The 26,234-nt window shown below is 71.2% G+C and carries 28 protein-coding genes and 1 pseudogene; 18 read left to right on the top strand and 11 right to left on the bottom strand.

The window, feature by feature from the left end:
- The first annotated feature begins 129 nt into the window (after positions 1-129).
- The 5 genes from ACFXAE_RS25310 to fabI all read left to right on the top strand — a co-directional run bounded on the left by ACFXAE_RS25310 (position 130) and on the right by fabI (position 2,958).
- On the top strand, positions 130-585 hold the full coding sequence (locus tag ACFXAE_RS25310; protein WP_384718749.1) for an ATP-binding protein: 456 nt from the start codon (positions 130-132) through the stop codon (positions 583-585).
- Between the two features lie 60 nt (positions 586-645).
- Entirely contained in the window at positions 646-930 is a 285-nt protein-coding gene (locus tag ACFXAE_RS25305) for a type II toxin-antitoxin system Phd/YefM family antitoxin (protein ID WP_384718747.1), read from the top strand.
- Complete coding sequence (locus ACFXAE_RS25300) at positions 927-1,340, top strand: PIN domain-containing protein (protein WP_384718745.1); 414 nt, start codon at positions 927-929, stop codon at positions 1,338-1,340. The genes ACFXAE_RS25305 and ACFXAE_RS25300 overlap by 4 nt, the downstream gene beginning before the upstream one ends.
- Before the next feature lie 140 nt (positions 1,341-1,480).
- Positions 1,481-2,185, top strand: coding sequence for a 3-oxoacyl-[acyl-carrier-protein] reductase (gene fabG / locus ACFXAE_RS25295; RefSeq protein WP_384718743.1), 705 nt, complete (start codon positions 1,481-1,483; stop codon positions 2,183-2,185).
- A 5-nt stretch (positions 2,186-2,190) separates the two neighbouring features.
- Positions 2,191-2,958, top strand: coding sequence for an enoyl-ACP reductase FabI (gene fabI / locus ACFXAE_RS25290; protein ID WP_384718741.1), 768 nt, complete (start codon positions 2,191-2,193; stop codon positions 2,956-2,958).
- Positions 2,959-3,012: 54 nt separating this feature from the next.
- Here the strand turns inward: fabI and ACFXAE_RS25285 are convergent, their stop codons facing one another.
- Positions 3,013-3,744: a FadR/GntR family transcriptional regulator gene (locus ACFXAE_RS25285; protein WP_384718739.1), complete on the bottom strand. Its 732-nt coding sequence runs from the start codon at positions 3,742-3,744 to the stop codon at positions 3,013-3,015.
- Positions 3,745-3,814: 70 nt separating this feature from the next.
- On the opposite strand from ACFXAE_RS25285, the gene ACFXAE_RS25280 reads away from it, so the two are divergent.
- The 4 genes from ACFXAE_RS25280 to ACFXAE_RS25265 all read left to right on the top strand — a co-directional run bounded on the left by ACFXAE_RS25280 (position 3,815) and on the right by ACFXAE_RS25265 (position 6,575).
- Entirely contained in the window at positions 3,815-5,119 is a 1,305-nt protein-coding gene (locus ACFXAE_RS25280; protein WP_384718737.1) for a CynX/NimT family MFS transporter, read from the top strand.
- Positions 5,120-5,511: 392 nt separating this feature from the next.
- Positions 5,512-5,628 carry an SGM_5486 family transporter-associated protein gene (locus tag ACFXAE_RS25275; protein ID WP_006132620.1) on the top strand — a complete coding sequence of 39 codons (117 nt, stop codon included), beginning with the start codon at positions 5,512-5,514 and terminating at the stop codon, positions 5,626-5,628.
- Between the two features lie 156 nt (positions 5,629-5,784).
- The gene (locus ACFXAE_RS25270) at positions 5,785-5,991 is read left to right on the top strand and encodes a hypothetical protein (RefSeq protein WP_384718735.1); all 207 of its coding nucleotides are present in this window, start codon (positions 5,785-5,787) and stop codon (positions 5,989-5,991) included.
- A gap of 65 nt (positions 5,992-6,056) precedes the next feature.
- Positions 6,057-6,575 carry a SixA phosphatase family protein gene (locus tag ACFXAE_RS25265; protein ID WP_384718733.1) on the top strand — a complete coding sequence of 173 codons (519 nt, stop codon included), beginning with the start codon at positions 6,057-6,059 and terminating at the stop codon, positions 6,573-6,575.
- A 78-nt stretch (positions 6,576-6,653) separates the two neighbouring features.
- Here the strand turns inward: ACFXAE_RS25265 and serB are convergent, their stop codons facing one another.
- Both serB and ACFXAE_RS25255 read right to left on the bottom strand, forming a co-directional pair.
- Positions 6,654-7,862 (bottom strand): phosphoserine phosphatase SerB, encoded by a 1,209-nt coding sequence (serB, locus tag ACFXAE_RS25260; RefSeq protein ID WP_384718731.1) that lies wholly within the window; start codon positions 7,860-7,862, stop codon positions 6,654-6,656.
- A 94-nt stretch (positions 7,863-7,956) separates the two neighbouring features.
- Complete coding sequence (locus ACFXAE_RS25255; RefSeq protein ID WP_384718729.1) at positions 7,957-9,867, bottom strand: streptophobe family protein; 1,911 nt, start codon at positions 9,865-9,867, stop codon at positions 7,957-7,959.
- Positions 9,868-10,108: 241 nt separating this feature from the next.
- Between ACFXAE_RS25255 and ACFXAE_RS25250 the strand changes: the two genes are divergently transcribed.
- Positions 10,109-12,646 carry an FHA domain-containing protein gene (locus ACFXAE_RS25250; protein ID WP_384718817.1) on the top strand — a complete coding sequence of 846 codons (2,538 nt, stop codon included), beginning with the start codon at positions 10,109-10,111 and terminating at the stop codon, positions 12,644-12,646.
- A 90-nt stretch (positions 12,647-12,736) separates the two neighbouring features.
- Here the strand turns inward: ACFXAE_RS25250 and ACFXAE_RS25245 are convergent, their stop codons facing one another.
- From ACFXAE_RS25245 to ACFXAE_RS25235, 3 genes are all read right to left on the bottom strand, one after another.
- Positions 12,737-13,477, bottom strand: a complete 741-nt coding sequence (locus tag ACFXAE_RS25245) for a transglycosylase SLT domain-containing protein (protein ID WP_384718727.1) — start codon at positions 13,475-13,477, stop codon at positions 12,737-12,739.
- A 341-nt stretch (positions 13,478-13,818) separates the two neighbouring features.
- On the bottom strand, positions 13,819-14,862 hold the full coding sequence (locus ACFXAE_RS25240) for an S-adenosylmethionine:tRNA ribosyltransferase-isomerase (RefSeq protein WP_384718725.1): 1,044 nt from the start codon (positions 14,860-14,862) through the stop codon (positions 13,819-13,821).
- Positions 14,859-15,557 (bottom strand): SDR family NAD(P)-dependent oxidoreductase, encoded by a 699-nt coding sequence (locus ACFXAE_RS25235; RefSeq protein WP_384718723.1) that lies wholly within the window; start codon positions 15,555-15,557, stop codon positions 14,859-14,861. The genes ACFXAE_RS25240 and ACFXAE_RS25235 overlap by 4 nt, the downstream gene beginning before the upstream one ends.
- Positions 15,558-15,806: 249 nt before the next feature.
- Between ACFXAE_RS25235 and ACFXAE_RS25230 the strand changes: the two genes are divergently transcribed.
- The 3 genes from ACFXAE_RS25230 (at position 15,807) to ACFXAE_RS25220 (ending at position 17,990) form a co-directional block, all read left to right on the top strand.
- Positions 15,807-16,952, top strand: a complete 1,146-nt coding sequence (locus ACFXAE_RS25230) for a GAF domain-containing sensor histidine kinase (RefSeq protein ID WP_384718721.1) — start codon at positions 15,807-15,809, stop codon at positions 16,950-16,952.
- Positions 16,945-17,586, top strand: coding sequence for a response regulator (locus ACFXAE_RS25225; protein ID WP_384718719.1), 642 nt, complete (start codon positions 16,945-16,947; stop codon positions 17,584-17,586). Before ACFXAE_RS25230 ends, ACFXAE_RS25225 begins: the two co-directional genes overlap by 8 nt.
- 158 nt (positions 17,587-17,744) lie before the next feature.
- Entirely contained in the window at positions 17,745-17,990 is a 246-nt protein-coding gene (locus ACFXAE_RS25220) for a chaplin (RefSeq protein WP_030833995.1), read from the top strand.
- A 325-nt stretch (positions 17,991-18,315) separates the two neighbouring features.
- On the opposite strand, the gene ACFXAE_RS25215 is transcribed toward ACFXAE_RS25220, so the two are convergent.
- Positions 18,316-19,104, bottom strand: coding sequence for a hypothetical protein (locus tag ACFXAE_RS25215; protein ID WP_384718717.1), 789 nt, complete (start codon positions 19,102-19,104; stop codon positions 18,316-18,318).
- Between the two features lie 162 nt (positions 19,105-19,266).
- Here ACFXAE_RS25215 and ACFXAE_RS25210 point away from each other — a divergent pair, with 162 nt between their 5' ends.
- From ACFXAE_RS25210 to ACFXAE_RS25200, 3 genes are all read left to right on the top strand, one after another.
- Positions 19,267-20,064, top strand: coding sequence for an ABC transporter ATP-binding protein (locus tag ACFXAE_RS25210; RefSeq protein ID WP_384718715.1), 798 nt, complete (start codon positions 19,267-19,269; stop codon positions 20,062-20,064).
- A 93-nt stretch (positions 20,065-20,157) separates the two neighbouring features.
- On the top strand, positions 20,158-20,589 hold the full coding sequence (locus ACFXAE_RS25205) for an NfeD family protein (protein ID WP_384718713.1): 432 nt from the start codon (positions 20,158-20,160) through the stop codon (positions 20,587-20,589).
- A 147-nt stretch (positions 20,590-20,736) separates the two neighbouring features.
- Positions 20,737-21,684 (top strand): SPFH domain-containing protein, encoded by a 948-nt coding sequence (locus ACFXAE_RS25200; RefSeq protein ID WP_384718710.1) that lies wholly within the window; start codon positions 20,737-20,739, stop codon positions 21,682-21,684.
- Positions 21,685-21,768: 84 nt separating this feature from the next.
- Here ACFXAE_RS25200 and ACFXAE_RS25195 read toward each other — a convergent pair whose 3' ends face one another.
- The 3 genes from ACFXAE_RS25195 to ACFXAE_RS25185 all read right to left on the bottom strand — a co-directional run bounded on the left by ACFXAE_RS25195 (position 21,769) and on the right by ACFXAE_RS25185 (position 23,851).
- Complete coding sequence (locus tag ACFXAE_RS25195) at positions 21,769-22,275, bottom strand: HNH endonuclease (RefSeq protein WP_384718708.1); 507 nt, start codon at positions 22,273-22,275, stop codon at positions 21,769-21,771.
- A 209-nt stretch (positions 22,276-22,484) separates the two neighbouring features.
- Positions 22,485-23,024 (bottom strand): YbhB/YbcL family Raf kinase inhibitor-like protein, encoded by a 540-nt coding sequence (locus ACFXAE_RS25190; RefSeq protein ID WP_384718706.1) that lies wholly within the window; start codon positions 23,022-23,024, stop codon positions 22,485-22,487.
- Between the two features lie 44 nt (positions 23,025-23,068).
- Entirely contained in the window at positions 23,069-23,851 is a 783-nt protein-coding gene (locus tag ACFXAE_RS25185; RefSeq protein ID WP_384718704.1) for a sporulation protein, read from the bottom strand.
- Positions 23,852-24,057: 206 nt separating this feature from the next.
- Here ACFXAE_RS25185 and ACFXAE_RS25180 point away from each other — a divergent pair.
- A pseudogene (locus tag ACFXAE_RS25180) lies at positions 24,058-24,154 on the top strand (3-methyladenine DNA glycosylase); the annotation flags it as partial.
- 33 nt (positions 24,155-24,187) lie between these two features.
- Positions 24,188-24,799 (top strand): DNA-3-methyladenine glycosylase, encoded by a 612-nt coding sequence (locus tag ACFXAE_RS25175; protein ID WP_384718815.1) that lies wholly within the window; start codon positions 24,188-24,190, stop codon positions 24,797-24,799.
- 134 nt (positions 24,800-24,933) lie between these two features.
- Here ACFXAE_RS25175 and ACFXAE_RS25170 read toward each other — a convergent pair whose 3' ends face one another.
- Positions 24,934-25,371 carry a hypothetical protein gene (locus ACFXAE_RS25170; RefSeq protein ID WP_384718702.1) on the bottom strand — a complete coding sequence of 146 codons (438 nt, stop codon included), beginning with the start codon at positions 25,369-25,371 and terminating at the stop codon, positions 24,934-24,936.
- Positions 25,372-26,234: the final 863 nt, after the last annotated feature.

Here is a 26,234-nt window from a genome sequence, read left to right as displayed (position 1 = left end):
TCAACCCCGCCCGACCCGCCCAGGGTCACGGGGAGTTACCCACCCGGTTCAGAGTGTGCACCGATACAGCCACGCCTGTATGGGTGTCGTACCTGTTGAGGGCCGGGAGGGGGCCGGAACGCTGGGCTCATGCCGACACAGAATGCCCAAGAGGAAGTAACCGTAAGTGTGTTCGCCCAACGCTTCTCCGCCACACGCCGGGGCGCGCGTCTCGCCCGCAGACTCGCCACCCACCGGCTCGACCTGTGGGACCTGCCCTACGGCAGCCCGGCCTCCGACACCGTCACCCTCGTCGTGGCCGAACTCGCCGCCAACGCGGTCCTCCACGGCCGCGTCCCGGGACGCGACTTCGAGCTGCGGCTCACGTACGACCGGCCCGCGGGACTCGTCCGCGTCGAGGTGTCCGACACCCACCCGGGGCGCCCGGAACTTCCCGAGCCGACGGTCGGGCCCTCCGCGGACACCGACGGAGGCAGAGGGCTGCTCCTCGTGGAGGCCGTTGCCGACCGCTGGGGTGTGGACGGGCGGAGAGGGCCGGGCAAGACCGTGTGGGCGGAGTGTGTGCTGCCCACACCATCAGGTTGATGTGGGTGCGATCGAGGAGACGTACGCACAATTTCTCTGCCGTAGGAGAGGGGACCCGGTATGAGCACCATCTCCGTGCGCGAGTTCTCGTACAACCCCAGCGCGGTCTTCGCCCGGGTCGAGAAGGGAGAGGCGATCGAGGTCACCCGGCACGGCAACGTGATCGCGGTACTGTCACCGGCCGGCAGCCCCATGGAGCGGTACGCCCACCTGGTGGCGCAGGGGAAGATCAGGCTGAAGCCGGTCACCGCCGCCGAGCGCCACGGCATGCCGCACTACGAGGTGCCGGAAGACGTCGACCCCGTGGCGCTCCTGCTGGTCGAGCGCGAAGAGGACGACCGTTGATCTACCTGGACACGTCCGCGCCGGTCACCTGGATGACCCGGCGCGGTCACCGGGGCGCGCCGGACGCCTTCCTCCAGGAGCGGGCCACGGAGCCGCTCGCCACCGGCACGCTCGGCTTCGTGGAGACCGTACGGACCCTGGACCTCATGGGGCACTTCCCGAAGGCCATGGAGGACCTGGACGCCCGGATCACCGAGATCCTCCTCACCCGAGAGGTACGTGACGCGGCGGGCCTGCTGGTCGGACGCCTGAGGACGTCGGACGCGATCCACGTGGCCAGTGCCCTCTCCCTGAGGGACGATCTGACCGCCGTAGTGACCTACGACGGCAGGATGCTCGGGACCGCTCGCGCCGAAGGGCTGTCGGCCCACGCACCGGGCATGGTGGACCGACCGGGCCACGAACTGTAGGAACCCGACAGGAGGCCACGAGCGCCACTGTCGGTGCCCCAATGTCCCGGGACGGACCGGGACCGATAGGTTTTCGGGGTAGCCGCCTGTCGTCCAGGTGTCCGGGCGGTGCACCAGACCGCTATCGAAAGGGTGATCCGTTGAGCCGCTCGGTTCTCGTCACCGGAGGCAACCGGGGCATCGGCCTCGCCATCGCCCGCGCGTTCGCCGACGCCGGCGACAAGGTCGCCATCACGTACCGCTCGGGGGAGCCGCCGGCCGGCTTCCTGGCCGTCAAGTGCGACATCACCGACCCCGAGCAGGTGGAGCAGGCCTACAAGGAGATCGAGGAGGCGCACGGCACCGTCGAGGTGCTCGTGGCCAACGCCGGTGTCACCAAGGACCAGCTCCTGATGCGCATGTCCGAGGAGGACTTCACCTCGGTCGTCGACACCAACCTCACCGGCACCTTCCGGGTCGTCAAGCGCGCCAACCGCGGCATGCTGCGCGCCAAGAAGGGCCGCGTCGTCCTGATCTCCTCGGTGGTCGGACTGCTCGGCTCCGCGGGGCAGGCGAACTACGCCGCCTCCAAGGCCGGCCTGGTCGGCTTCGCGCGCTCCCTCGCCCGCGAGCTGGGCTCGCGCAACATCACCTTCAACGTCGTCGCGCCCGGCTTCGTCGACACCGACATGACCAAGGCGCTCACCGACGAGCAGCAGACGAAGATCCTCGCGCAGGTGCCGCTCGCCCGGTACGCGCAGCCCGAGGAGATCGCCGCGACGGTGCGGTTCCTCGCCTCGGACGAGGCCTCGTACATCACTGGAGCCGTCATTCCCGTTGACGGCGGACTGGGAATGGGTCACTGAACACCATGAGCGGAATCCTCGAGGGCAAGCGCGTCCTGATCACCGGTGTGCTGATGGAGTCCTCCATCGCCTTCCACACCGCCAAGCTGGCCCAGGAGCAGGGCGCCGAGATCATCCTGACCGCGTTCCCGCGGCCCACCCTGACCGAGCGCATCGCCAAGAAGCTGCCCAAGCCCACCAAGGTCATCGAGCTCGACGTCACCAACGACGAGCACCTCGGGCGCCTGGCCGACGTCGTCGGCGAGGAGCTGGGCGGCCTCGACGGCGTGGTCCACTCCATCGGCTTCGCCCCGCAGGACGCGCTCGGCGGCAACTTCCTGAACACGCCGTTCGAGTCGGTCGCCACCGCCATGCACGTCTCGGCGTACTCCTTGAAGTCGCTGACCATGGCCTGCCTGCCGCTGATGCAGAACGGCGGCTCCGTCGTCGGTCTCACCTTCGACGCGCAGTACGCCTGGCCGCAGTACGACTGGATGGGCCCGGCCAAGGCCGCGCTGGAGGCCACCAGCCGCTACATGGCCCGTGACCTGGGCAAGCAGAACATCCGCTGCAACCTGATCTCCGCGGGCCCGATCGGCTCCATGGCCGCCAAGTCCATCCCGGGCTTCGGTGAGCTGGCCTCCGTGTGGGACACCCGCGCCCCGCTGGAGTGGGACCTGAAGGACCCGGAGCCGGCCGGCCGGGGCGTCGTCGCCCTGCTGAGCGACTGGTTCCCGAAGACCACGGGCGAGATCGTCCACGTGGACGGCGGTCTGCACGCCGTCGGCGCCTGACCGGACGCCTTGCCGAAGGCCCGCACCCCGTACGGGGCGCGGGCCTTCGCGTTGTCACCCGAACGGCTCAGTGGTGCCGCCGGCCCGGTGCGGGTCGGCCACCCGGGGCGGACCGAACAGTCCCGGACGGCACACGAACGGATAGGCGGCGGCCTCCTCGGCCGCCGTCGCCGCGTCGCCCGCGCGGATCGCGTCCACCAGCCGGCCGTGGTCCATGTGCGTCTTGGGGGACATGCCCCCGCCCACGTCGCCGCGCAGCCAGTCCCGCAGCACCTCGCCCAGGTCCGCGTACATCGCGGTCATCACGTCGTTGTGCGAGGCGGCCACGACCGCCAGGTGGAACGTGGCGTCCGCCGCCACGAACGCCTCCGCCTCACCCGACTCCCAGGCCTCCTCCCGGCGCAGCAGCAGGATGTCGATCTGCTTGAGGTCCTTCTCCGTGCGCCGCTCGGCGGCCAGCCGCGCCGCCGCCGACTCCAGGGTCGACCGCAGCTCGGCGATGTGCCGGGGATCGGCGTCGGCGAAGCGGCGGTGCATCACGCCCGCCAGCTCACTCGTGGCCACCACGTACGTGCCCGAGCCCTGGCGGATGTCCAGCAGCCCGTTGTGCGCCAGCGCGCGGACGGCCTCGCGGACCGTGTTGCGGGCCACTCCCAACTGCTCCACCAGCTCCGGCTCGGTGGGGATGCGCGCGCCGACCGGCCACTCGCCCGAGGTGATCTGGGCCCGCAGCGCGGCGATGACCTGCTCGGACAGGGCCGAACGACGGGGATGGCTCAGCGGCATGACACACCTTCGCACGACAGCGGTGCCGCGCGGCGGCCTCGGCATGGACAACCAATCATCCCATGATTCTATGATGGGCGTCATGACTGGCGAGGAACCCCGGACGTCCACGTCCACGACCGTACGCACACCGGCCGCGTCCGAGGCCCGGCCCGTCCCCGGGGCCGGTGCCACGCGCGCGTGGCGGACGCGGCTGCTCGTCGTCGGCATCGTGCTGGCCGCGTTCAACCTCCGCCCCGCCATCACCAGCCTGGGCGCGCTGCTGGAGGAGGTCCGCGACGGGATCGGCATGAGCGGGAGCGTGGCCGGACTGCTCACCTCGGTGCCCCCGCTGTGCTTCGCCGTCTTCGGCGTCACCGCGCCGCGGCTGGCCCGCCGGTTCGGTGCGGGCGCGGTGGTCTGCGCCGGCATGGCCGCCATCGGCGCCGGCCTGCTGATACGCCCGTACGCGGGCGGCACGGCGGCGTTCCTGGCCACCAGCGCGCTGGCGCTGATGGGCATCGCCGTCAGCAACGTCCTGATGCCGGTCATCGTCAAGCGCCGGTTCCCCGACCGGGTCGGCTCCATGACCGGCCTGTACTCCATGGCCCTCGCCCTGGGCACCGCCACGGCGGCGGCCGTGACCGTGCCGCTGACCGGCGCGCTGGGCGGGGACTGGCACTCGGGCCTCGCCGTGTGGGCGGCCCTGGCGGCAGCCGCCGTACTGCCGTGGCTGCCCTTCGTACGGGAGCGGGACGGGGCACGGGACGCCCGGAACGAGCAGGTCGCTTCCACCGAGGCGCCCGCGCTGCGCATCACCCGCAGCCGTACCGCCTGGGCGCTGGCCGTCTTCTTCGGGCTCCAGGCCACCGCCGCCTACATCACCATGGGCTGGATGGCGCAGATCTTCCGGGACGCGGGCGTCCCCGCCGGCACGGCCGGGCTGCTCCTCGCGGTCATCATGGTGATGGGCGTACCGCTGGCCTTCGTCATCCCGCGCCTCGCCACCCGGCTGCCGCGCCAGGGTCCGATCGTGCTCGTGCTGGGCGTCAGCGGCCTCGTCGGATACGCGGGTCTGTACTTCGCGCCGGCCGCCGGCGCCTGGGTCTGGGCGGTGCTGCTGGGCATCGCGAACTGCGCCTTCCCACTGGCGCTCACCATGGTCGGGATGCGGGCCAGGACCGGCGCGGGCGTGGCCCAGCTGTCGGCCTTCGCGCAGAGCACCGGCTATCTGATCTCCATCCCCGGGCCGCTCCTGGTGGGCGTGCTCTACCAGCACAGCGGCGGCTGGGGACTGCCGATCGCGCTGATGGCGGGCCTGATGATCCCGCAGACGATCGTGGGAGTCCTGGCGGGCCGCGACCGCACGGTGGAGGACGAGGCGACGACGCCCTGACCGGCCCCCGCCTCGCGGCAGCCCCGACCACGGAACACCCGACCGGCCCCTGCCTCGCGGCAGCCCCGACCACAGAACCCCCGACCGGCCCCCTGGCGACCCCGCCCACCCCCGCCCTCCCAGGGGCGCGGGGAACTGCGCGAACGGGGGTCTGGGGGCGGAGCCCCCAGGGACGGGACGGGAAGGGGCGGCGGGGGCGGAAAACGACCGCCCCACGGCCAGAAGCCACCCCGCCCCGACTGCCCCAGTCCCACTGGCACGCCGTCCCGGCCCCGCCGCACCGCGTGGACCGATCGGCGGAACCGTCGCGCCGGAGGGCCCGGCCGCCGGGCCGCCCACGCCGTACGCCCCCCGAAGCCCGCCGCAGGCGAGCGAGGTGCGAGACTTGCCGTATGCCAGTCCTCGACCCGAATCCGCAGAACGGCCAGAAGAAGATGCTGCTCGTCTTCGGCGCGTTCTTCGCCATCTTCATCGTCATCGGCGTGATCGCGACCGTCCTCGCGCCATGACGGCCCATGGTGGTGCTGGCACCCCCATCCCCTAGGGGGCCAGGTTCAGGGTCAAGTGGGTAGGTCACCGGATGGGTTGGGACCCCGAGGATCCGTACCTTCGAGATGTGGCCGCGAGACGCGGGCCGCGGACCATTCGAAGAGCGGAGGCCCTCCATGTCGGCGCGCACGCACACCCGACCCCACCCGGCCCTCCGGGCCGGCGCCGACACCCGGCTGCCGTGGTGGGCCCTGGCCCTGCCCACCCTCGCCTTCGTCGCCCTGCTCACCCTGATCCTCAACCCCTCCGACGCCCACGCGGCCGCCGGTGAGCCCACGCTCACCCACCTCGTCGAGCGCGCTCAGCAGCTCATAGCCCGCTGAACACCCCCGGAAGCGCCGGTCAACTCCCTGCGCCCCATGGCCTGTTTCGTGCGAAGCTGGGGCACATGAGCGTCGCAGAACCCCGCAGGATTGTCCTTTTCCGGCATGCGAAAGCCGACTGGCCCCCGGTCTCCGACCACGAGCGCCCGCTCGCCGAGCGGGGCCGCATGGATGCCGCCGTCGCCGGACGCAAGCTCGCCGACACCGGTATCGCCTTCGACCTGGCCCTGTGCTCCACCGCGGTCCGGACCCGCGAGACCTGGAAGCTCGCGGTCCACGAGTTCCCGGAGCGACCGAAGACCGTCTACGAGGAGCGGGTCTACGATGCCTCGCCCGGCGAGCTGATCGCCCTGCTCAACGAAACCCCCGACGACGCGCAGAACGTCCTCCTGGTCGGCCACAACCCGGGCATCCAGGGACTCGCCGACATCCTGGCCGGTACGGCGGAGGGCGACGCCCGTGAGCGCATGAGCCGGCGCGGCTACCCGGCCGCCGCCTTCGCCGTCCTGTCCTTCACCGGCTCCTGGAAGTCCCTCGAGCCCGGCGTCGGCACGCTGGTCGACTACTGGGCGCCCACCGAGTGACCCCCGGCACGGCAGGGGTCCGGTACCGACGTCCGTCGGTACCGGACCCGCGCGTCTCCGTGCCCCGGTCCGGGCGGCTCAGCCCACGTCGAGCGTGTCCGCCGCCTCGACCTCTTCGCGGGTGACGCCGAGCAGGTACAGGACCGTGTCCAGGAAGGGGAAGTTCACCGCCGTGTGCGCCGCCTCGCGCACCACCGGCTTGGCGTTGAAGGCGACACCGAGCCCCGCCGCGTTCAGCATGTCGAGATCGTTCGCACCGTCACCGATCGCCACCGTCTGCGACAGCGGCACACCCGCCTCGGCGGCGAACCGGCGCAGCAGCCTGGCCTTGCCCGCCCGGTCCACGATCTCGCCGGTGACCTTGCCCGTCAGCTTCCCGTCGACGATCTCCAGGGTGTTGGCCTGGGCGAAGTCCAGCCCCAGCCGCTCCTTCAGATCATCCGTGACCTGGGTGAACCCACCCGAGACCACGCCCACTTGATAGCCGAGGCGCTTCAGCGTACGGATCAGCGTGCGGGCGCCCGGAGTCAGCCGCACCTCGCTGCGGACCTTGTCCACCACGGAGACGTCCAGCCCCTCCAGCAGCGCCACGCGCGCGTGCAGCGACTGCTCGAAGTCCAGCTCCCCGCGCATCGCGGCCGCCGTCACCTCGGCGACCTCGTCCTCGCAGCCGGCGTGCGCGGCGAAGAGTTCGATCACCTCGTCCTGGATGAGCGTGGAGTCCACGTCCATGACGACCAGGCGCTGCGCCCGCCGGTACAGCCCCGCCCCGACCACGGCCACGTCGACCCCGAGCCGCGCCGCGTCGGTCACCAGGGCGGTGCGCAGCGGTTCCGTCTCCACGCCGGACACCGCGAACTCCACGGCGGTCACCGGGTACTTGGCGAGCCGGAAGATACGGTCGATGTTGCCGCCGGTCCTGGTGATCCGCGAGGCGATCGCCGCCGTCGCCTCCGACGTGAGGGGGTGGCCCAGCACGGTGACCAGGGAGCGGCCGAGCCCGCGCGGACGGTTGTCGCCCATGCCGGAGATGATCTCCGCCTGCATTTTCATCGACTCCGCCCAGCTGTGGACGGTCGCCCGCAGGTCCCCTTCCAGCCCCTTGGGAGGCTCGGTCACGAGCGCGCAGAGCACGATGCGGCCACGGGTGACGACCTGCTCGATGTCGACCACGTCGACCGAGTAGGCGGCGAGGGTGTCGAAGAGGCCGGCCGTGATGCCCGGCCTGTCCTTGCCGAAGATCTTGACAAGGAGGGTGGGGACGTCGGTGGTCTGCGATGCGCTCATGGTGCTTCCACCGTATCCGGCACCCAGTGCCCCGCGCCTCCGAGGTCCGTCAGCCGGACAGCGAACACTGCCTGTCGCCGGGATGTACCGGGGCTTACGCGCCGTCCGGCTTCCGTGGCGGCGGGGGAGGCGGTGGCGGCGGTGGTGGCGGCGGCTCGTCCGGCCACAACGGCGACCGGTCCCGGCCCCGCGGCCCGGACCTCCGTCGTGGCGGCCCGACCGGCCCGATCACGGTGGGCGCCCCGTAGACGTCGCCGACGTCGTCGTGTCCGTCGCGGTCCCCGGATACATGCGGGACGCCGCCCGCCGGCGCCGCGTCCTGCGGCCCTTGCGGCCCCTGCGCCCCGCGTGCTTCCTGCGGTCCTCGATCCTCCGGCCCCCATGGCGCCCGCGCCCCCGCTTCCCGCGCCCCGTGCGGTGCTCCCGGCCGCCACGGGTCCTGCGGCGTCCGTGACTCCTGAGACCCCTGCGGTTCCGGTCCCACCCGCAGATACGGATTGGTGTCCGGATTCGGGGGCCGGTAAGGAACCCCGGGCTCGTACGGTCCGGTGGCCCTCACCCCGCCCGGGCCCTCGACGCTCTCCAGCGACCGCCACTCCTCGGCCGCCCTGGTGTCACCCCGTGCCAGCGGTGCCGCCCGCATCCCTGCCGCCCCGCTCGCCCGTGCCAGCAGTGCCCCCGCGGCGCCCGCGCCCGCGCCCCACACCGCGCCCAGCAGGAGCGCCGTGCCGAGCCGGCCGCGCAGCTCGATGCCGGCGCCGAACGCGTCGAAGCCCAGGACGGACAGCGAGGCGTTCGCCGACACCTCCGTCAGCCAGACCAGCAGCGGCAGGGCCGGCGCCGTGGCGACACCCAGTCGTAGCGCACACCGGCCCGCGAAGCCGGCCGTTCCACGATCCGCCGCGTCCCCGACCGGCGTGCGCACGCCCGTCAGTACCCCCGCCAGCAGCATCATCAGCGCGGCGGCCACCGCCAGCAGCCACACCCGCCCGTCGAACTCCGCCAGCCGCCCCAGTGTGACGGACCGGTCCGGGCCGACCCGCAGGAGATCGTCCACGGGGTGCGGCAGCACCTCGAGCAGCGCCCCGCTCGCCCGGCCGTCCCACGGCACGAACAGACCGATCGGTACCCCGGTCCACGCCCCGTTCGGCGCCCCCAGCAGCGCCGCCCCTGCGATCCGCCGTGGACGGTCGTCGCCGGTCGCCGCGTACCCCGCCGCCGCGAGCCCCGCCGCCACCGCCAGCAGCAGCACCGCGACGAGGGCGGACACCGCCGGCCGTACGACACGGTGCACGGCGTCCCAGCCGCGCGGCAGGGGAGTGCGGCGGGACGCCAGCAGCGCGACGAGCAGGACGCCGGCCGACCAGCCGAGGCCGCCCAGCAGCGTCGGCGCGGTATCCACGGTGAACCCGACCGCCGCCTCCGCGTCCACGAGATCACCCACCCGGTCCGGCAGCAGCCCTCCGACATCGCCCAGCCCCGGGATCTCGACCCCGCCGCCGCCCACACCCGGCAGGTCGTCCAGTCCCAGCGAACCCCCGTCGATGGTGATGACGTCGTGCCCCGCCCAGACCAGCCCGCCCGTCATCGCCACGAACAGCCCGACCACCGCGCCCGCCCGCGCGAGGAGTTCGGCGCCGGAGACCACGACTCCCGCCGTTCGCAGGGACCGCAGAAAGAAGTACGACAGCAGCAGCGCACCCACCAGGCTCACACCCAGCGGCGTGACCGCCACGGCCGTGCCGGCCTCCGCGCCCGACAGCCCGAAGGCGGACACATCACCGGACGGCGTGACCGAGCCGCCCGCCCCCAGAGCCACCACCGCGGCGGTCATCGGGCCCAGCGGACCGGCCGCGTCCGCGTCCAGCAGACGCAGCCCGAGCGCCGCCGTCCCCGCCATCCCGATCAGCGCCCAGCTCACCGCCGCGACCGCGGACATCACCACATCGACCCAGGGCACGCCTCCACCCCGCTCCGCGGTGTGGACGTTCGTGGCAGCACTCATGGCAGACCCCCCGATCCGCGACGCGGCGTGACGGCCGCACATGTCCCCCTCGCGTGGTTTACCACTCTCCGAGGCGGTTTCAACCCCGTCGACGAAAGCCGGTGAACACCTTGGTGCGCGCTCGTGACAAGGCCCGACTTTCGGTCAGAGGGCCGGGCCTGAAATAGTTCCCCCCGATGTTCGACATCCCTAGACTCCCTGCGATGGGGGAAATTCGGGGGACAACTCAGTGGGGCATGGAGTGCCGGAACTCGTACTGGAATCAAACGGACGGACCTGGACGCTCGATCCGTCCAGGGCCTACACCCTCGGACGCGATCCGCAGGGGGACGTCGTGCTGGACGACGCCAGGGTCTCCTGGCGTCACGCCACGATCAGCTTCAACGGGCGCAGTTGGGTCATCGAGGACCACGGCAGCACCAACGGCACGTTCGTGCAGGGGCAGCGGATCCACCACCTGGAGTTCGGCTCCGACACGGTGCTGAACCTGGGCAACGCGACCGACGGCCCGCGCGTGACACTGTCCGGCGCAGGCGCCGCGGCCCCGGCCGCCACGCCGCAGGCCCAGCCGCAGCAGCCGTACGCGGCCCAGGGCGCGAACGCCGGCTGGTCCTCGCAGGCGCCGCAGCAGCAGCCGCCCGCCCAGCAGCCCGGCTGGCAGCAGGTGCAGCAGCAGCCGGCAGCGCAGCAGCCCACGCCGCACATCCCGCAGCAGCAGGGCCCCGGCAGCGGCGCGGGGGCGCCGCCGGTCTACGGCGACCGCAGCCCCACCACGTTCCACCAGTTCTCCCTCGGCCGTGTGATGCGCATCGGTCGTGCGCTCGAGAACGACCTGGTCGTCTCCGACCTCCAGGTCTCCCGCAACCACGCCGAGTTCCACTCGACGCCCGACGGCCGCATGGAGATCCGCGACCTCGGCTCGCACAACGGCACGTACGTCAACGGTCTGCCGATCGCCAAGGGCGGCTCGCAGCTGCTCGGCCCCGCCGACGTCGTGGGCGTCGGCCACTCGACGTTCCGGATCGTCGGCGACCGGCTCGAGGAGTTCGTCGACACCGGTGAAGTCTCCTTCTCCGCCCGCCACCTGACGGTCACCGTCGACGGCGGCAAGCAGATCCTCAAGGACGTCTCCTTCGGCGTCCCCGAGAAGTCGCTGATCGCGGTCATCGGCCCGTCCGGCTCCGGCAAGTCCACGCTCCTCAAGGCCCTCACCGGTTACCGCCCCGCCAACCAGGGCGAGGTCCTCTACGACAACCGCAACCTCTACAAGCAGTTCGCCGAGCTGCGCCAGCGCATCGGTCTGGTCCCGCAGGACGACATCCTGCACAAGGAGCTGACCGTCAAGAAGGCCCTGAAGTACGCGGCCAAGCTCCGCTTCCCCTCCGACACCACGGCCGCCGAGCGCGACGCCCGTATAGACGAGGTGCTGCGCGAGCTCAAGCTGGACATCCACAAGGACAAGAAGGTCACGTCCCTGTCCGGCGGCCAGCGCAAGCGCGTCTCGGTCGCCCTGGAGCTGCTCACCAAGCCGTCGCTGATCTTCCTGGACGAGCCGACCTCCGGCCTCGACCCGGGCATGGACCGCGACGTCATGCAGTTGCTGCGCGGCCTCGCCGACGACGGCCGTACGGTCCTCGTCGTCACGCACTCGGTGGCCGAACTGGCGATCTGCGACAAGCTCCTGGTGATGGCGCCCGGCGGCTCCGTCGCCTACTTCGGCCCGCCCGAGGAGGCGCTGAACTTCTTCGGCTACGACACCTGGGCCGACGTCTTTTCCGCCTTCGAGAACTACCGCGACTACGACTGGGCGGGCCGCTGGAAGGGCTCGCAGCACTACCAGATGTACGCCGCGGACATCGACGCGGTCGCGCCGCAGTCCGTACAGGTCCCGGCGATGCAGGCGATGAAGCCGCCGAAGCCGCAGGGCTGGATGTCACAGTTCGTGACCCTGGTGCGCCGCTACGTCTCGGTGATCGTCTCCGACAAGGGCTTCCTCGCCCTGATGGTGATCCTGCCCGCGGTCCTCGGCGCGGTCAGCCTGCTCATCGACGCGGACAAGGGCCTGCTGCCCAACCCGCCGAACCCGCAGACCGGCCGGATCATCCCGAACGGCACGGCGACCACGGTCCTGCTGATACTCGCGGTGGGCGCCTGTTTCGCGGGCGCGGCGAACTCCGTGCGTGAGCTGATCAAGGAACGGGTCATCTACGAGCGGGAGCGCGCCACCGGCCTGTCCCGCTCGGCGTACCTGATGTCCAAGGTGTTCGTGCTCGGCATGATCACCGTGCTGCAGGGCCTGCTGGTCGGCGTGATCGGCTTCTCCAGCCGGGAGATCCCGGAGGAGGGCCTGGTCTTCGGCGGCTTCACGCTGCTGGAACTCTCCGTGCCGATCATGGCGCTCGGCTTCACCTCGATGATGTTCGGCCTGATCATCTCCTCGCTGGTGAAGACCGCCGAGAAGACCATGCCGCTGCTGGTGATGTTCGCGATCATCCAGGTCGTCTTCACCGGCTGTCTGTTCGCCCTGCACGGCTCGATCGGCGTCAACCAGTTCTCGTTCCTGATGCCGTCGCGCTGGGCGGTCGCCGCCTCGGGCGCCACGCTGGACTTCAACAGGATCAGCCCGCCGGAGACGGCCGGCGACACCGACCCGTTGTGGGAGCACACGGCCGGGGCCTGGGTGATGGACATGGGCGCGCTGATCGTCCTCGGCGTGATCTGCGGCTTCTTCGTGGCCCGCTTCCTGCGCCGCCACGAGCCCGAGGTCATGCGCAAGTAACCCGCGCCGTACGGCCCCGAAGGGCGGCACCCCGTCAGGAGGGTGCCGCCCTTCGGCGTCCGTGTTCGCGAGAAGAGGTCCGCGCCGACCTCAGTACGCGCTGTCGACGTTGTCCATGGTGCCGTACTTGTCGGCCGCGTAGTTGCAGGCGGCGGTGATGTTGGCGACCGGGTCGTAGATGTTCTTCGAGGTGCCCGGGACGTGGTAGGCCTCGAAGGTCGGCGGGATCACCTGCAGCAGGCCCTTGGACGGGATGCCGTTCTGGGCGTTGATGTCCCAGAGGTTGATCGCCTTCGGGTTGCCGGAGGACTCCCGTATGACGTTGCGGTGGATGCCCTCGTAGGAGCCCGGGATGCCGTGCTTCTCCATGATGGCCAGGGACTCACGGATCCAGCCGTCCAGGGTGTCGCTGTAAGTCTTGGGAGCGGCCTTCTTCACCGTGGCGCGCTCGGCGGCACGGCCGGCGGCCTCCTCGGCCTGGCGGGCCTTCTCCGCCTCGGCCTTCGCGGCGGCAGCGGCGGCCTCCTTCTTGGCGGCAGCCTGTGCGGCGGCCTCCTCGGCGGCCTGCTTCTTGGCCGCGATCTGCTCGACCTTGACGCTGGCGCCCGCCATCCGGTCGGTGACGCCGGCCTGGACGCCCTCGATCTGCTCGGTGCTGTACGCCACCTTCGCGGTCGGGGCGGCGATCCCGGTCGTGGTGGTGGACGCGTTGCTCGGGACGGCCGAGAAACCGATGGCGGCGGCACCGAGGGCCGCGACACCGGCTGCGGCGATCTTGTGGTGACGGGTCAGGGCACGACTATGACCACGGGTGAGGATGTTCTTGGACATGCGGGACGGACCTCTTCGAATAGCGCGGAGGTCGCTCAGCGTCCGGTGGGGACAGGGTGCTTCCGGCACAGACGCCGCGGGGAGATACCCACGGCGCCGAGCGACGCAGCCATTCTTAGCGGCCGCAAAATGGCAGGGCAAAGGTGTGACGTACGAAGCCGGGTAGTGGATCAGGGAGGGGTCAATCGGGGCAGAAGGTGCTTAACGCCCCGCTCATGTGGACGGTATGTCGCTCCTAATCCCCTTCGTACGTGATGTGCGCCCTATGCCCGGCCTCACATCGGTCACCCATCGGCCTTACTGATAGTTGCTTGAGCAATGCTCTGTGTGAGGAGGTCCGGTCACTCCGGAAGAACCAGGTGCACGTCGCCGAACTCGTGCCACAGATAGCGCCCGCGCAGCGCCTCCTCGTACCCCCGGTCGACAGCCGCCCGCCCCGCGACCGCCTCCAGCATCAGCAGATGCGAGGCCTCCGGCTCGTGCAGCCCGGTCAGCAGCCCGTCCACCACCCGCACCCCGTGCTCAGGGGTCACCACCAGATCGGTCCACCCCGCGCGAGCCCGCACCACACCGTCCGCGCCGGCCGCCGACTCCACCGCCCGTACGGCCGTCGTCCCCACCGCGATCACCCGGCCGCCCCCCGCCCGCACCGCCCCGATCAGCCGCGCCGACGCCTCCGGCACCACGAACCGCTCCGGATACGGCGGCTCGTGCGCCTCACCCGACGCCACCCCGGTGTGCAGCGTGACCGGGGCGAACTGCACCCCCCGGCTCACCAGCTCAGCCACCATCCGCGCGGTGAACGGACGCCCCGCACTCGGCATCTCCGCACTTCCCGCACCGTCCGGCGACGGCAGCGCGAACACCGTCTGGTACACCGACAACGGCTGGTCCCGCTCCGTGTACGCGTACCGGATGGCCCGCCCGTGCTCCCGCAGCACCCCGAGCACGTCCCCCGGCACGCGCGCCCACCACAGCCGTTCGCCCCGCGCGCTCAGCGGCTCCTCCAGCACCAGCCGCGCACCCCCGACCAGCCGCACCTCTGTACCCGCGGGCGCCCCCGCGCGCGCACGCGTGGTGCCGCGTCCGTCGGGATCCCGCAGCTCGACCGCCCACCGTCCGTCGTCACCGCGCGTGGAGAAATGCACCACCACGCGCGCGTGCCCGATCCACCCCCCGACGGCCGCCGCCAGCGTCGGCGACGTGTTCACCACCAGCAGATCCCCGGCCCGCAGCAGCCGCGGCAGCTCCACGAAGGCGTGGTGCGACACCGCCGTGCCCCGCGACACCAGCAGCCGCACCGAGTCCCGCTCCAGACCCGGCCCCCGCTGCTCCACCGGCACCCGCGCGGACAGCTCCTCCGGCACCTCGACGAGCACGGTCATCGCCGCTCCTCCAGCAGCGCCGGAGCGCCGTAGCGACCGCTCGCCGGCCGCTCGTCCAGCAGCCGCAGGAAGGCGGGCACCACACGGGCCGGCTCCGGCCGCGGATCGTCGTCGTCCGGTACGGCCGCCGCGTACAGGTCCGTCGCCATGTCCCCGGGATCGACCGCCCACACCCGCAGCCCCGGCTCCTCCACCGCCAGCACCGCCGCGAGCTGGTCCAGGGCCGCCTTGGACGCCCCGTACCCGCCCCACGTCGGATACGCCTCCGCCGCGGCGTCCGAGCTGACCACCAGCACCGCCCCGGCCGGCGCGGACCGCAGCAGCGGCAGCGCCTCCTGCACCAGGCCCAGCGCCGCCACCAGGTTCACCTCCAGCGCCCGCCGCAACCCCTCCAGCGGCAGCTCCTCCAGCCGGACGAGCGGCTCGGCGCCCAGCGCGCTCGCGTTGTGCACCACCAGATCCACCCCGCCCAGCCGCCACGCCGCCGCCACCAGCTCCGCGCGGTGCGCGGCGTCCGTGACGTCCCCGGGCAGCGCCGTCACGCGCGTGCCGTGCGCCGACACCAGCCCGGCCGCCTCCGCCAGGGGCACCGGCCCCCGCGCGTCGAGCACCAGATCCCAGCCGCGCGCCGCCAGCGCCCGGGCGAGCGCCTCCCCGAGCCCCTTCGAAGCCCCCGTGATGATCGCAACCGGCATGCCGACCGTCCCCTCTCGTCGTCGACGCCGTCTGACCGGCGTGCCCTCAACCTAGGGACCGGCCCACCGCCACCGCCTCGGGCCCGGGACGCAGCGCCCCGGGGCCCTTCGGCCTACGCCGCCGACCCCGGGCCCCTGGTCCTGCGCCACCCCGCACGACGCGGGACCGCGGACCTAGGACCATCGCCCCGGCCGACGGCCACCACCTGCCCGATCCGCCCTGTCACAGCCCGCCGGTACCGTGAGGACATGAGCCACGGCCCCCGGTCCGGCCTCGCCGCGGTGAGTTCCGCGTTGCTGGCCATGAGCAGGCACCTCGAGGTGCGCGACGTCCTCAAGACGATCGTCGCCTCGGCCCGCGAACTCCTCGACGCGCAGTACGCCGCGCTCGGCGTGCCCGACGACCACGGCGGCTTCGCCCAGTTCGTGGTCGACGGCGTCAGCGACGACCAGTGGAAGGCCATCGGCCCCCTCCCGCGCCAGCACGGCATCCTCGCCGCGATGCTGAACGAGGCCACCCCGCAGCGCCTCGCCGACGTGCGCCGGGACCCCCGCTTCGAGGGCTGGCCCAGCGCACACCCCGACCTGGTCGACTTCCTGGGCCTGCCCATCCGCGACGGAGACGAGGTCATCGGCGCCCTGTTCCTGGCCAACAAGAGGTGCCCCAAACCCGAGGGCACCTGCGGCTTCACCGAGGACGACGAGGAACTGCTCGGCATCCTCGCCCAGCACGCCGCGATCGCCCTCACCAACGCCCGGCTCTACGAACGCAGCCGCGAACTGACCATCGCCGAGGAACGCTCCCGCCTCGCCCACGAACTCCACGACGCCGTGAGCCAGAAACTCTTCTCCCTCCGGCTCACCGCACAGGCCGCCGCCCGTCTCGTGGACCGCGACCCCTCCCGCGCCAAGGGCGAACTCCAGCAGGTCGCCGCCCTGGCCGCCGAGGCCGCCGACGAACTGCGCGCGGCGGTCGTCGAACTACGCCCCGCGGCGCTCGACGAGGACGGCCTCGTCGCCACGCTCCGCACCCAGATCCAGGTCCTCGACCGCGCCCACACCGCGCGCGTGACCTTCACCGGGCACGGCGTACGCGCCCTCCCGGCCGCCCAGGAGGAGGCGGTGCTGCGCGTCGCCCAGGAGGCGCTGCACAACGCGCTGCGGCACTCCGGTGGCGACCACGTCGACGTCACCCTGGACCGTCGCGGCGGCGGAGCGGTCCTGCGGGTCAGTGACGACGGCGGCGGCTTCGACCCGCGGATCGTCCGCCGCGCGAGCCGCCATCTGGGCCTGGTCTCCATGCGGGACCGGGCGAGCGGGGTCGGCGGCAGGCTGACCGTGGAATCGGCGCCCGGCAAGGGCACCACGATCGAGATGGAGGTCCCCGGTGGCTGACGCGATCAAGGTACTGCTGGTCGACGATCACCAGGTGGTACGCCGGGGTCTGCGCACCTTCCTGGAGGTGCAGGACGACATCGAGGTCGTCGGGGAGGCCGCGGACGGCGCCGAAGGAGTCGCCCTGGCGGGGGAGCTGGAGCCCGACGTCATCCTCATGGACGTCAAGATGCCCGGCATGGACGGCGTGGACGCGCTGCGCCGGCTCCGCGAACTGGACCACCCCGCGCGCGTGCTGATCGTCACCAGCTTCACCGAGCAGCGCACGGTCGTCCCCGCCCTTCGCGCGGGCGCCGCCGGTTACGTGTACAAGGACATCGACCCCGACGCGCTCGCCGGAGCCATCCGCTCCGTGCACGCGGGGCACGTTCTGCTCCAGGCGGAGGTGGCCGGCGCGCTGCTGTCCCAGGAGGAGACGGGATCGGGCCAGGGACGCGCGGGGTCCCTCACCGAACGGGAGCGCGAGGTGCTCGGGCTCATAGCGGACGGCCGCGCCAACCGGGAGATCGCCCGCGCCCTGGTGCTCTCCGAGAAGACCGTGAAGACCCACGTCTCGAACATCCTGATGAAACTCGACCTGGCGGACCGGACCCAGGCCGCCCTGTGGGCCGTACGCCACGATCTCAGCGGCTGACCCGGGACGCCGCACGCCCTGCGGAAGGTTCCCGTCCGATCCGAGATTCATACCGTAGTGGGAATGTCCCCCGGACGGCCGTATCCCTCGTCGGCGTCCGCCGTTCTCCAGTGCGCACCGCGGCGCCTGCCGCGGTCATCGCAAGGAGGGCTCGGAAAGTGAAGAACCTGAAGAAGGCAGCGGCTGTGACGATGGTGGCCGGCGGTCTGCTCGCGGCCGGTACGGGAATGGCCTCCGCCACCGACGGCAGCCACGCCGACGGCACGGCCGTGGGCTCCCCGGGCGTCGTCTCCGGCAACGTCGTCCAGGTGCCGGTCGACGTCCCGGTCAACGTGTCCGGCAACAGCGTCAACGTCATCGGCCTCCTGAACCCGGCCTTCGGCAACACCGCCGTCAACCACTGACGCCACCAGCCAAGCCCCGGCCGCCCGGCCCCCACCCGGACGCCCGGGGCTCAGCGCAGCCCGCGGGCAGCCACATCACCCCAGCTGCGGGCAGCCGCACCGCCCCAGCCGCGGGCAGCCGCACCGCCCCAGCTGCGGGCAGCCGCACCGCCCCAGCTGCGGGCAGTCGTGCCGCTGGGGCGGCACGGGTGGGCGCAGCGGCACCCCGCAAGCGCCGGGCTGCGCAACCCACCCCCGGCCGGCACCAACGCAGGGCACCTGCAAAGCACCGGGTTGCACGACCCACCCCCGGCACGCCCCACACCGGTCACCAGCCCAGCGGACCTCACCCCACCCCCCGCTCCTCCACGACGGAGTTGTACGCGGCCACCTGCGCCCGCCGAGCCGTCCGCTCCACTGGCCGCAACGCGGCAGCCCGCCCCGACATCTCCGACGCACTCACCGCACCCCCGTGCCCCCCACCCCCCGCCAGCGACACCAACGCCCCCACCCGCTGAGCCAGCTCCAGCACCCGCACCGCCCGAGGCGGATACCCCGGCGCCAGCACCTCCCGCCCCCGCGAGCCCGAGGCCCGCGCCCGGTACGCGTCGATCGCCGCCTCCGCCACCGGCCCCGACCCGGCCACATCCAGCCGCGTCAGCACCTCGGTAGCCTCCCGCAGCGCCTCCGCCAGCTCCCGCTCCGCCTCACCGAGCGACGGCACATCCGCCGGCGGAGCCTCCCGCGTCGGCAGGCAGTGCCACACCACCTCCACGTGCACATCACCCGAGGGCCCGGCCTCGTACACCTCCGGCACCAGCCCCAGCGCGGCCCCGGAACAGACCACCGCCTCCTCCGCCTCCAGCGCCCGCGCGTTGAACTCCGGCGGCCCGCTCAGCCCCAGCGGATGCCCCGGCGCCGGCAGCGCCACCCGCAGCCCGCTCACCCCGAGCGCCCGCAGCCGCCCCAGCGCCAGCGTGAGCCCCACGGGCGCCGGCTCGCCCGGCACCCCCTCCACCCGGTGCACCGCGTCCTCCCCGACGATCGCGAGCACGGCGTCATCCGGTGAGACAAGTCCGGCGAGAAGGGCGTTTCCCCAAGCGGCGAGGCGTCCAGAGCGAGGTTCCGAGAGCATGCGTACACCCTAGACAGAGCCCGAGAACCGGACCGGAGGAATGTCCGGGTCGACCAGTGGCGTAGATTTCATGATGGGCTGCGCCCACGGGTGCGGCGGACCGACCCACAGGCGTACGCGACAGCCGAGACCGGCCACACTGCAAGGGGAGACAACGCGCTCATGAGCGATGTTCTGGAGCTTCAGGACGTATCCGTGGTCCGTGAGGACCGGGCTCTGGTGGACCAGGTCTCCTGGTCGGTCAAGGAGGGCGAGCGTTGGGTCATCCTCGGCCCCAACGGCGCCGGCAAGACCACCCTCCTCAACATCGCGTCCAGCTACCTCCACCCCAGCAAGGGCACCGTCAGCATCCTCGGCGAGACCCTCGGCACACCCGGCACCGACGTCTTCGAACTGCGCCCCCGCATCGGCATGGCCGGCATCGCCATGGCCGACAAGCTCCCCAAGCGCCAGACCGTCCTGCAGACCGTGCTCACCGCCGCCTACGGCATGACCGCCGGCTGGCAGGAGGAGTACGAGGACATCGACGAGCAGCGCGCCCGCGCCTTCCTCGACCGCCTCGGCATGTCCGAATACCTGGACCGCAAGTTCGGCACGCTTTCCGAGGGCGAACGCAAGCGCACCCTCATCGCCCGCGCCCTGATGACCGACCCCGAGCTGCTGCTTCTCGACGAGCCCGCCGCCGGACTCGACCTCGGCGGCCGCGAGGACCTCGTGCGCCGTCTCGGCCGGCTCGCCCGTGACCCGATCGCCCCCTCCATGATCATGGTCACGCACCACGTCGAGGAGATCGCCCCGGGTTTCACCCATGTTCTGATGATCCGCCAGGGCAAGGTCCTCGCCGCCGGTCCGCTGGAGCTGGAACTCACCTCCCGCAACCTCTCCCTCTGCTTCGGCCTGCCGCTCGTCGTCGAACAGGTCGGCGACCGCTTCACCGCCCAGGGCCTCCCGATGTCCTGACCCCTCCCGTGGCCCAAGGCCCGGAGTCGCAAGGCGCGTTCAAACTGATCGGCGCCCTGTCGGCGACCGGGTGTGCGGTCCTACCATGACCACGTGGACATCGACGCATGGCTGTGGTGGCTGATCGGCGCGGCGGCACTCGGCATCGGGCTCGTGATCACCGCGATGCCCGAACTCGGCATGCTCGCGGTGGGCGCCGTCGCCGCGGCAGTGGTCTCCGGCATCTTCGGCGGCGGCGCCGTCGCCCAGGTCGCGGTCTTCGCCATCGTCTCGACCGCCCTCATCGCCGTCGTACGGCCCATCGCGAACAGGCACCGGGCCCAGCGGCCCCAATTCGCCACCGGCGTGGACGCCCTGAAAGGCAGACAGGCCGTCGTGCTGGAACGTGTCGACGGCTCCGGCGGCCGGATCAAGCTGGCCGGCGAGGTCTGGTCGGCACGCGCCCTCGACGCCGGCCACGCCTATGAAGTAGGCCAGGAAGTGGACGTCGTGGACATCGAGGGAGCCACAGCGATCATCATGTGACCGCGCACGACACAACTGGGCCGAACAACTCCCCAGTTGCACCGATGGTCTGTCACACTCGACCAGCAAGATCCTCAACTGAGGATCTTCCGCAGGCATAAGATCTGCCGTAGGCGCCGAGGCGAAGAAGGGTTCGGGGAACCGACGATGCAGCCGATCATCATCGTCCTGATCATCCTGGTGGTGTTGGTCTTCATCGCCCTGATCAAGACGATCCAAGTCATCCCACAGGCCAGCGCCGCCATCGTCGAGCGCTTCGGCCGCTACACGCGGACGCTCAACGCGGGCCTCAACATCGTCGTCCCGTTCATCGACACCATCCGCAACCGCATCGATCTGCGCGAGCAGGTCGTCCCGTTCCCGCCGCAGCCGGTGATCACCCAGGACAACCTGGTCGTCAACATCGACACCGTCATCTACTACCAGGTGACCGACGCCCGCGCCGCCACCTACGAGGTGGCCAGCTACATCCAGGCCATCGAGCAGCTCACCGTCACCACGCTCCGCAACATCATCGGCGGCATGGACCTGGAGCGGACCCTCACCTCCCGCGAGGAGATCAACGCGGCCCTGCGCGGCGTCCTCGACGAGGCCACCGGCAAGTGGGGCATCCGCGTCAACCGCGTCGAGCTCAAGGCCATCGAACCGCCCACCTCCATCCAGGACTCGATGGAGAAGCAGATGCGCGCCGACCGCGACAAGCGCGCCGCGATCCTCCAGGCCGAAGGTGTCCGCCAGTCCGAGATCCTGCGCGCCGAGGGCGAGAAGCAGTCCCAGATCCTGCGCGCCGAAGGTGAGGCCAAGGCGGCGGCCCTGCGTGCCGAGGGTGAGGCCCAAGCGGTCCGTACGGTCTTCGAGGCCATCCACGCGGGTGACCCCGACCAGAAGCTCCTCTCCTACCAGTACCTCCAGATGCTCCCCAAGATCGCCGAGGGCGACGCCAACAAGCTCTGGATCGTCCCCAGCGAAATCGGCGACGCCCTCAAGGGCCTCTCCGGCGCGATGGGCAACTTCGGCGCGATGGGCGGCAACGGCGCCTCGGGAGCCGCCAACGTCCCACCCCAGGAACGCCGCGAAAAGCCGTCCATCGACTGAAACCCCCAGGGGCGCGGGGAACGGCGCGAACAACCACGCACAACCCGCGCCCGGGGAACCACTCACACCCCTACGGCGAAGCCGTCACGCCGCATCCAGCGTCAACCACTCGGGCAACGCCTCGAAGTCCTCGGTGCCCAGCGCCAGCAACATCGCATCGGCCGGCGTCGGCTCGAAAGGCCGCCGCAACAGCGGCATCCCCGCCTGCTCGGGCGTCCGATTCGCCTTCCGGTGGTTGTCCTCCGCGCACGACGCCACCGTGTTCAGCCACGTGTCCTGCCCGCCGTGCGACCGCGGCACCACGTGGTCCACGGTCGTCGCCCGCCGCCCGCAGTACGCGCACCGGTGCCGGTCCCGCACCAGGACGCCCCGCCTCGACCACGGCGCTCGTCTTCGGAACGGCACCCTCACGTACTGGCAGAGCCTGATCACCCGGGGCGCCGGTATGTCGACCGCGGCTCCACGCATCCGCAGCTCGGGGTGGGCCTGCTCGACGACGGCCTTGTCCTGAAGCACCAGCACGACGGCTCGGTTCAGCGTCACCGTCGACAACGGCTCGAAACTCGCGTTCAGTACCAGCGTGTCCCGCATACCAGCCCACCTCCCGTGTGCACCGGCCCACCCCTCGGCGGGCTGGGATCAACTCTGGCCGGGCACGCCGAGATGGACAACGCAATATCTGCTGCTCCTGCGGGAGGTGACCCCCGCGACCCCCGGCAACAAAAATGCCCGCCCCTGATCAATTCCATGACCAGGGACGGGCAAACGTTCCATGAACGCTCGGGACCGCTCGGACCGCTTCAGGACTTCGCGGGCACCTCGTACTCACCGATCAGCTGCGCACGCGCCAGCGCGTGGAACCGCAGGTTGAAGCCCACCACGGCGGGCGACGCGTCCGCGTCCGGACCGAGCTTCTCCTGATCCACGGCGTACACCGTGAACACGTACCGGTGCGGCCCGTCCCCGGGCGGCGGCGCGGCACCACCGAAGTCCTTGCCGCCGTAGTCGTTGCGCGCGTGGACCGCGCCCTCGGGCAACCCCTCGAACTTCCCGCTCCCCGCACCGACCGGCAGCTCGGTCACCGTGGCCGGGATGTCGAACACCACCCAGTGCCAGAACCCGCTGCCCGTCGGGGCATCGGGGTCGTAGCAGGTCACGGCGAAGCTCTTGGTCTCCGGCGGGAACCCCTCCCACTGCAGGTGCGGCGAGGTGTTGCCGGCCGCGTGGACCTGAGCGTCCTTGAGCGTCGCCCCTTCCTGCACGTCCTCGCTCGTCACCGTGAACGACGGCACGGGCGGATGGAAGTCGTGGGGGAGCGGCCGCCGCTTGAGCTCGGTCACCTCGGTACCTCCTGATCGGTTTTGCGTTCAGTCGCAGACCGAGCCTAGAACCAGTTGCGCTTGCTGCCGACCTCCGACAGCCACTGGTTGAGGTACGCCGTCCAATCGGTCCCCTGGTAGTCGTTCAGCCCCACCTTGAAGGAGCGGAAGGTGTCGCTGCCCTCGCTGAACAGACCCGGCTTCTTGTCCATCTCCAGCACGACGTCCATGGCCTGCTCGTCGGCCACGAAGCTCAGCTCGACCTGGTGCAGCCCCCGGTACTGCTGCGGCGGCAGGAACTCGATCTCCTGGTAGAACGGCAGCTTCTGCCGGGTGCCCCGGATGTGCCCGCGCTCCATGTCCGCGTTCTTGAACCGGAAGCCCAGCTGGATGAACGCGTCCAGGATCGCCTTCTGCGCGGGCAGCGGGTGCACGTTGACCGGGTCCAGGTCACCGGAGTCCACGGCCCGCGCGATCGCCAGCTCGGTGCTCACCCCGATGTTCATCCCGCGCAGCGCCTGCCCGTCGATCATCGTGATCGGCGTCTCCCACGGGATCTCCAGCCCGAACTGCACCGCGTGCACCGCACCGGCCTGGATCTCGAAGGCGCCGCCCAGCGACGACTTCGTGAACTCGATGTCCTGCTTGACCTCCTGGTCGCCGCTCTCCACCTCGACCTTGGCCTGGAGTCCGACCGACAGCCCCTCGATCTGCTGGTTCACGGACCCGCCCTGGATCCGCACTTCACCCTGGACGACACCGCCCGGAACCACGTTGACCTCGTGCAGCACCGTCTCGACCGAGGCCCCGCCGGCACCCAGACTCGCCAGCAGCTTCTTGAACGCCATGTCTCTCCCTCTCCAGGCGACCCCCGTGGGCCACACCTGATCCGTCGTCCTGCGTCGAGCCGTACGTATGGACCGTCGTACGTATGGACCCTTGATCCCTAACAACGCGATCCGGCCGTGGCCGGTTCCGCTTCCCACACCCTGGCAACCGCGGAGCCCGCTGACCACCCCGTGGCACCTGTCCGTCTCCAGTACCCTCGGACGGCATGATCGCGATCCCCGACCGTACGCCCCCGCCCGGAGGGTTCTTCGACCGCCCCGTCCTCGAGGCCGCCCCCGATCTCCTCGGCGCCCTGTGTACGTCCACTTCACCCACGGCATGTCAAGTCGGTCAGCATGAACGTCATGGATCTCGCTCACCCCGCTGAAGAAGTCGCCCCCGGGCTGCTCGGTGCCATCCTCACCCACGAGACCCCCGAGGGAACCGTGAGCATCACCATCACGGAGACCGAGGCGTACTCCGGTACGGCCGACCCCGCCTCCCACGCCTACCGGGGCAGGACACCCCGAAACGCCGTCATGTTCGGACCTGCAGGACACCTGTACGTCTACCGGTCCCACGGCCTCCACTGGTGCGCGAACATCGTCACCGGGACAGACGGCATCGCCTCAGCTGTCCTCATCCGGGCGGGCAGGGTCATCGAAGGGGAAGACCTGGCACGCGAGCGGCGAGGAGAGAAGGTCGAGACCCCACGTCTTGCGCGGGGTCCGGGGAACTTCTGCCAGGCGCTCGGCATCACGGCAGCGCACAACGGCACAGACCTACTGGCGGGCGCCTCGGTCACGCTGTCCCAGGGCGAGCCGGTCCCCGACGCACTCGTCCGGGCCGGCCCTCGGGTCGGCGTGAGCAGAGCCCACGACTGGCAGCACCGCTTCTACCTCGCCGGTGATCCCACGGTCTCGGCGTACCGACTGAGCCCGAGGGCCAAGCCGTCCGCCGGAGCCTGAGCCGACGTGGAGTCGGGCCCGAAGGCGCTCGCCGCATTCGCGGCCCGCTGAAACTCCAGAGCTCACCCGCCCCGGCCCCATGCTCGTGCGTCTGCTCGGCCCGGCCGGCGACCGGCGGGCCCGGTGGCGCCGTGTCAGGCCTTGGCGCCGGGCATGCCGCTGGTGACGACGATCGCGGCCACGTCGCCGGTCCTGGTGCGGCCCAGCCAGACGACGTCGCCCGACTCTGCCGTGAACGTGACCAGATCGGCTTGTTGCGACTCCTCGGTCACCCGCTCGCACCAGCCGGGCAGCTGTTCGGAGTCGCGCGGCACCGGCCCGCCGTCCACATACGTGCGAAACGGCGCGGTCAAAGCCGTCCACGCGCCGGCGTCGGCGAAGCAGCCCGCATGGGCGTCGGAGCCGATCTGCACGCCCGGCTGAAGCCGGTCGATATCGTCGTCGACACCCAGACCCCTCTCCCACCCGACCACGGGGTCGTCACCGATGCACAAGCGGGTTGCGGCGCACACGGCGCCGTCGAAGCGCTCCCCGGAGAATTCGTACGGCCCCGCCGTCCACGCGATCTCCACCCGGTGGGCGCCGGGGAATTCGCACCGCCGGCTCCCGTGGAGGCCTCGTCGGCGGTCCTCGCTCGTACTCCCGGGCTTCGTCGTCATGCCACGGCGCGTCCACGACAAGACGACCGCTGGGTATGCGAATGGCGGTCACCTCTTCAATCCCCGTGACCACGACGGGTGTCGTCGGATCGTCGTACACCGTCCCCAGGTGCTCCCCGGGCATGAACGCCGTCTCGAGGTACGCAGGTGGCCTCCGGCCCGGCCGCCAGCCGAGCGTCCCCGACCCCTTCCATGCCCCATCCTTCCGTCGCCGCCCGGCCTGTCGGCTCGGTCCGGATCTCCGTCAGGTCGGCATCGCACCTGCTGATGCCCGCACGTGTGGTCGATACGGAGACGTCTCCCTTCCGACTTCCCACCCCGCTGCGCGACCGCCCAAGTTGACTCGGCCTTGCAGGGCGCGTAATGTAGCCCGAGCCGCTTGATCCGGGTACGGCGATCGCCTGCAGCCGGAAGCGGCCAACCCACTACCTACGATCACCCCTCAGCGGGGTCGAATTCGTCATGTCCGCATGTCTGAATTTCGAACCGCGGAGCCCGATTATGAATCGAGCGGGGGAATCGGTTAGCGTAGTGAATGTCGAAAGGCCGACAGGCGCAAGCCGAAGGCTCAAAGGCACATCCCGTCGACCGGGAATCAGGCCCGAAAGGATCTGATAGAGTCGGAGCCGCCGGAAAGGGAAACGCGGAAGCGGGAACCTGGAAAGCACCGAGGGAATCGGATCGGGAAGATCTGATAGAGTCGGAAACGCAAGACCGAAGGGAAGCGCCCGGAGGAAAGCCCGAGAGGGTGAGTACAAAGGAAGCGTCCGTTCCTT

This window comes from Streptomyces sp. NPDC059454, assembly GCF_042749965.1.
Taxonomy (GTDB): Bacteria; Actinomycetota; Actinomycetes; order Streptomycetales; family Streptomycetaceae; genus Streptomyces.
This window is presented reverse-complemented; position numbering and strand designations above follow the sequence as displayed.

Excerpts from the sequence above, each read along its gene's own strand:
- ACFXAE_RS25310 (WP_384718749.1), top strand. The coding sequence starts at position 130 with ATGCCGACACAGAATGCCCAAGAGGAAGTAACCGTAAGTGTGTTCGCC.
- ACFXAE_RS25305 (WP_384718747.1), top strand. The coding sequence starts at position 646 with ATGAGCACCATCTCCGTGCGCGAGTTCTCGTACAACCCCAGCGCGGTC.
- fabI (WP_384718741.1), top strand. The coding sequence starts at position 2,191 with ATGAGCGGAATCCTCGAGGGCAAGCGCGTCCTGATCACCGGTGTGCTG.
- ACFXAE_RS25285 (WP_384718739.1), bottom strand. The coding sequence starts at position 3,744 with ATGCCGCTGAGCCATCCCCGTCGTTCGGCCCTGTCCGAGCAGGTCATC.
- ACFXAE_RS25280 (WP_384718737.1), top strand. The coding sequence starts at position 3,815 with ATGATGGGCGTCATGACTGGCGAGGAACCCCGGACGTCCACGTCCACG.
- ACFXAE_RS25275 (WP_006132620.1), top strand. The coding sequence starts at position 5,512 with ATGCCAGTCCTCGACCCGAATCCGCAGAACGGCCAGAAGAAGATGCTG.
- ACFXAE_RS25270 (WP_384718735.1), top strand. The coding sequence starts at position 5,785 with ATGTCGGCGCGCACGCACACCCGACCCCACCCGGCCCTCCGGGCCGGC.
- ACFXAE_RS25265 (WP_384718733.1), top strand. The coding sequence starts at position 6,057 with ATGAGCGTCGCAGAACCCCGCAGGATTGTCCTTTTCCGGCATGCGAAA.
- serB (WP_384718731.1), bottom strand. The coding sequence starts at position 7,862 with ATGAGCGCATCGCAGACCACCGACGTCCCCACCCTCCTTGTCAAGATC.
- ACFXAE_RS25255 (WP_384718729.1), bottom strand. The coding sequence starts at position 9,867 with ATGAGTGCTGCCACGAACGTCCACACCGCGGAGCGGGGTGGAGGCGTG.
- ACFXAE_RS25245 (WP_384718727.1), bottom strand. The coding sequence starts at position 13,477 with ATGTCCAAGAACATCCTCACCCGTGGTCATAGTCGTGCCCTGACCCGT.
- ACFXAE_RS25240 (WP_384718725.1), bottom strand. The coding sequence starts at position 14,862 with ATGACCGTGCTCGTCGAGGTGCCGGAGGAGCTGTCCGCGCGGGTGCCG.
- ACFXAE_RS25235 (WP_384718723.1), bottom strand. The coding sequence starts at position 15,557 with ATGCCGGTTGCGATCATCACGGGGGCTTCGAAGGGGCTCGGGGAGGCG.
- ACFXAE_RS25230 (WP_384718721.1), top strand. The coding sequence starts at position 15,807 with ATGAGCCACGGCCCCCGGTCCGGCCTCGCCGCGGTGAGTTCCGCGTTG.
- ACFXAE_RS25215 (WP_384718717.1), bottom strand. The coding sequence starts at position 19,104 with ATGCTCTCGGAACCTCGCTCTGGACGCCTCGCCGCTTGGGGAAACGCC.
- ACFXAE_RS25210 (WP_384718715.1), top strand. The coding sequence starts at position 19,267 with ATGAGCGATGTTCTGGAGCTTCAGGACGTATCCGTGGTCCGTGAGGAC.
- ACFXAE_RS25200 (WP_384718710.1), top strand. The coding sequence starts at position 20,737 with ATGCAGCCGATCATCATCGTCCTGATCATCCTGGTGGTGTTGGTCTTC.
- ACFXAE_RS25195 (WP_384718708.1), bottom strand. The coding sequence starts at position 22,275 with ATGCGGGACACGCTGGTACTGAACGCGAGTTTCGAGCCGTTGTCGACG.
- ACFXAE_RS25185 (WP_384718704.1), bottom strand. The coding sequence starts at position 23,851 with ATGGCGTTCAAGAAGCTGCTGGCGAGTCTGGGTGCCGGCGGGGCCTCG.
- ACFXAE_RS25175 (WP_384718815.1), top strand. The coding sequence starts at position 24,188 with ATGAACGTCATGGATCTCGCTCACCCCGCTGAAGAAGTCGCCCCCGGG.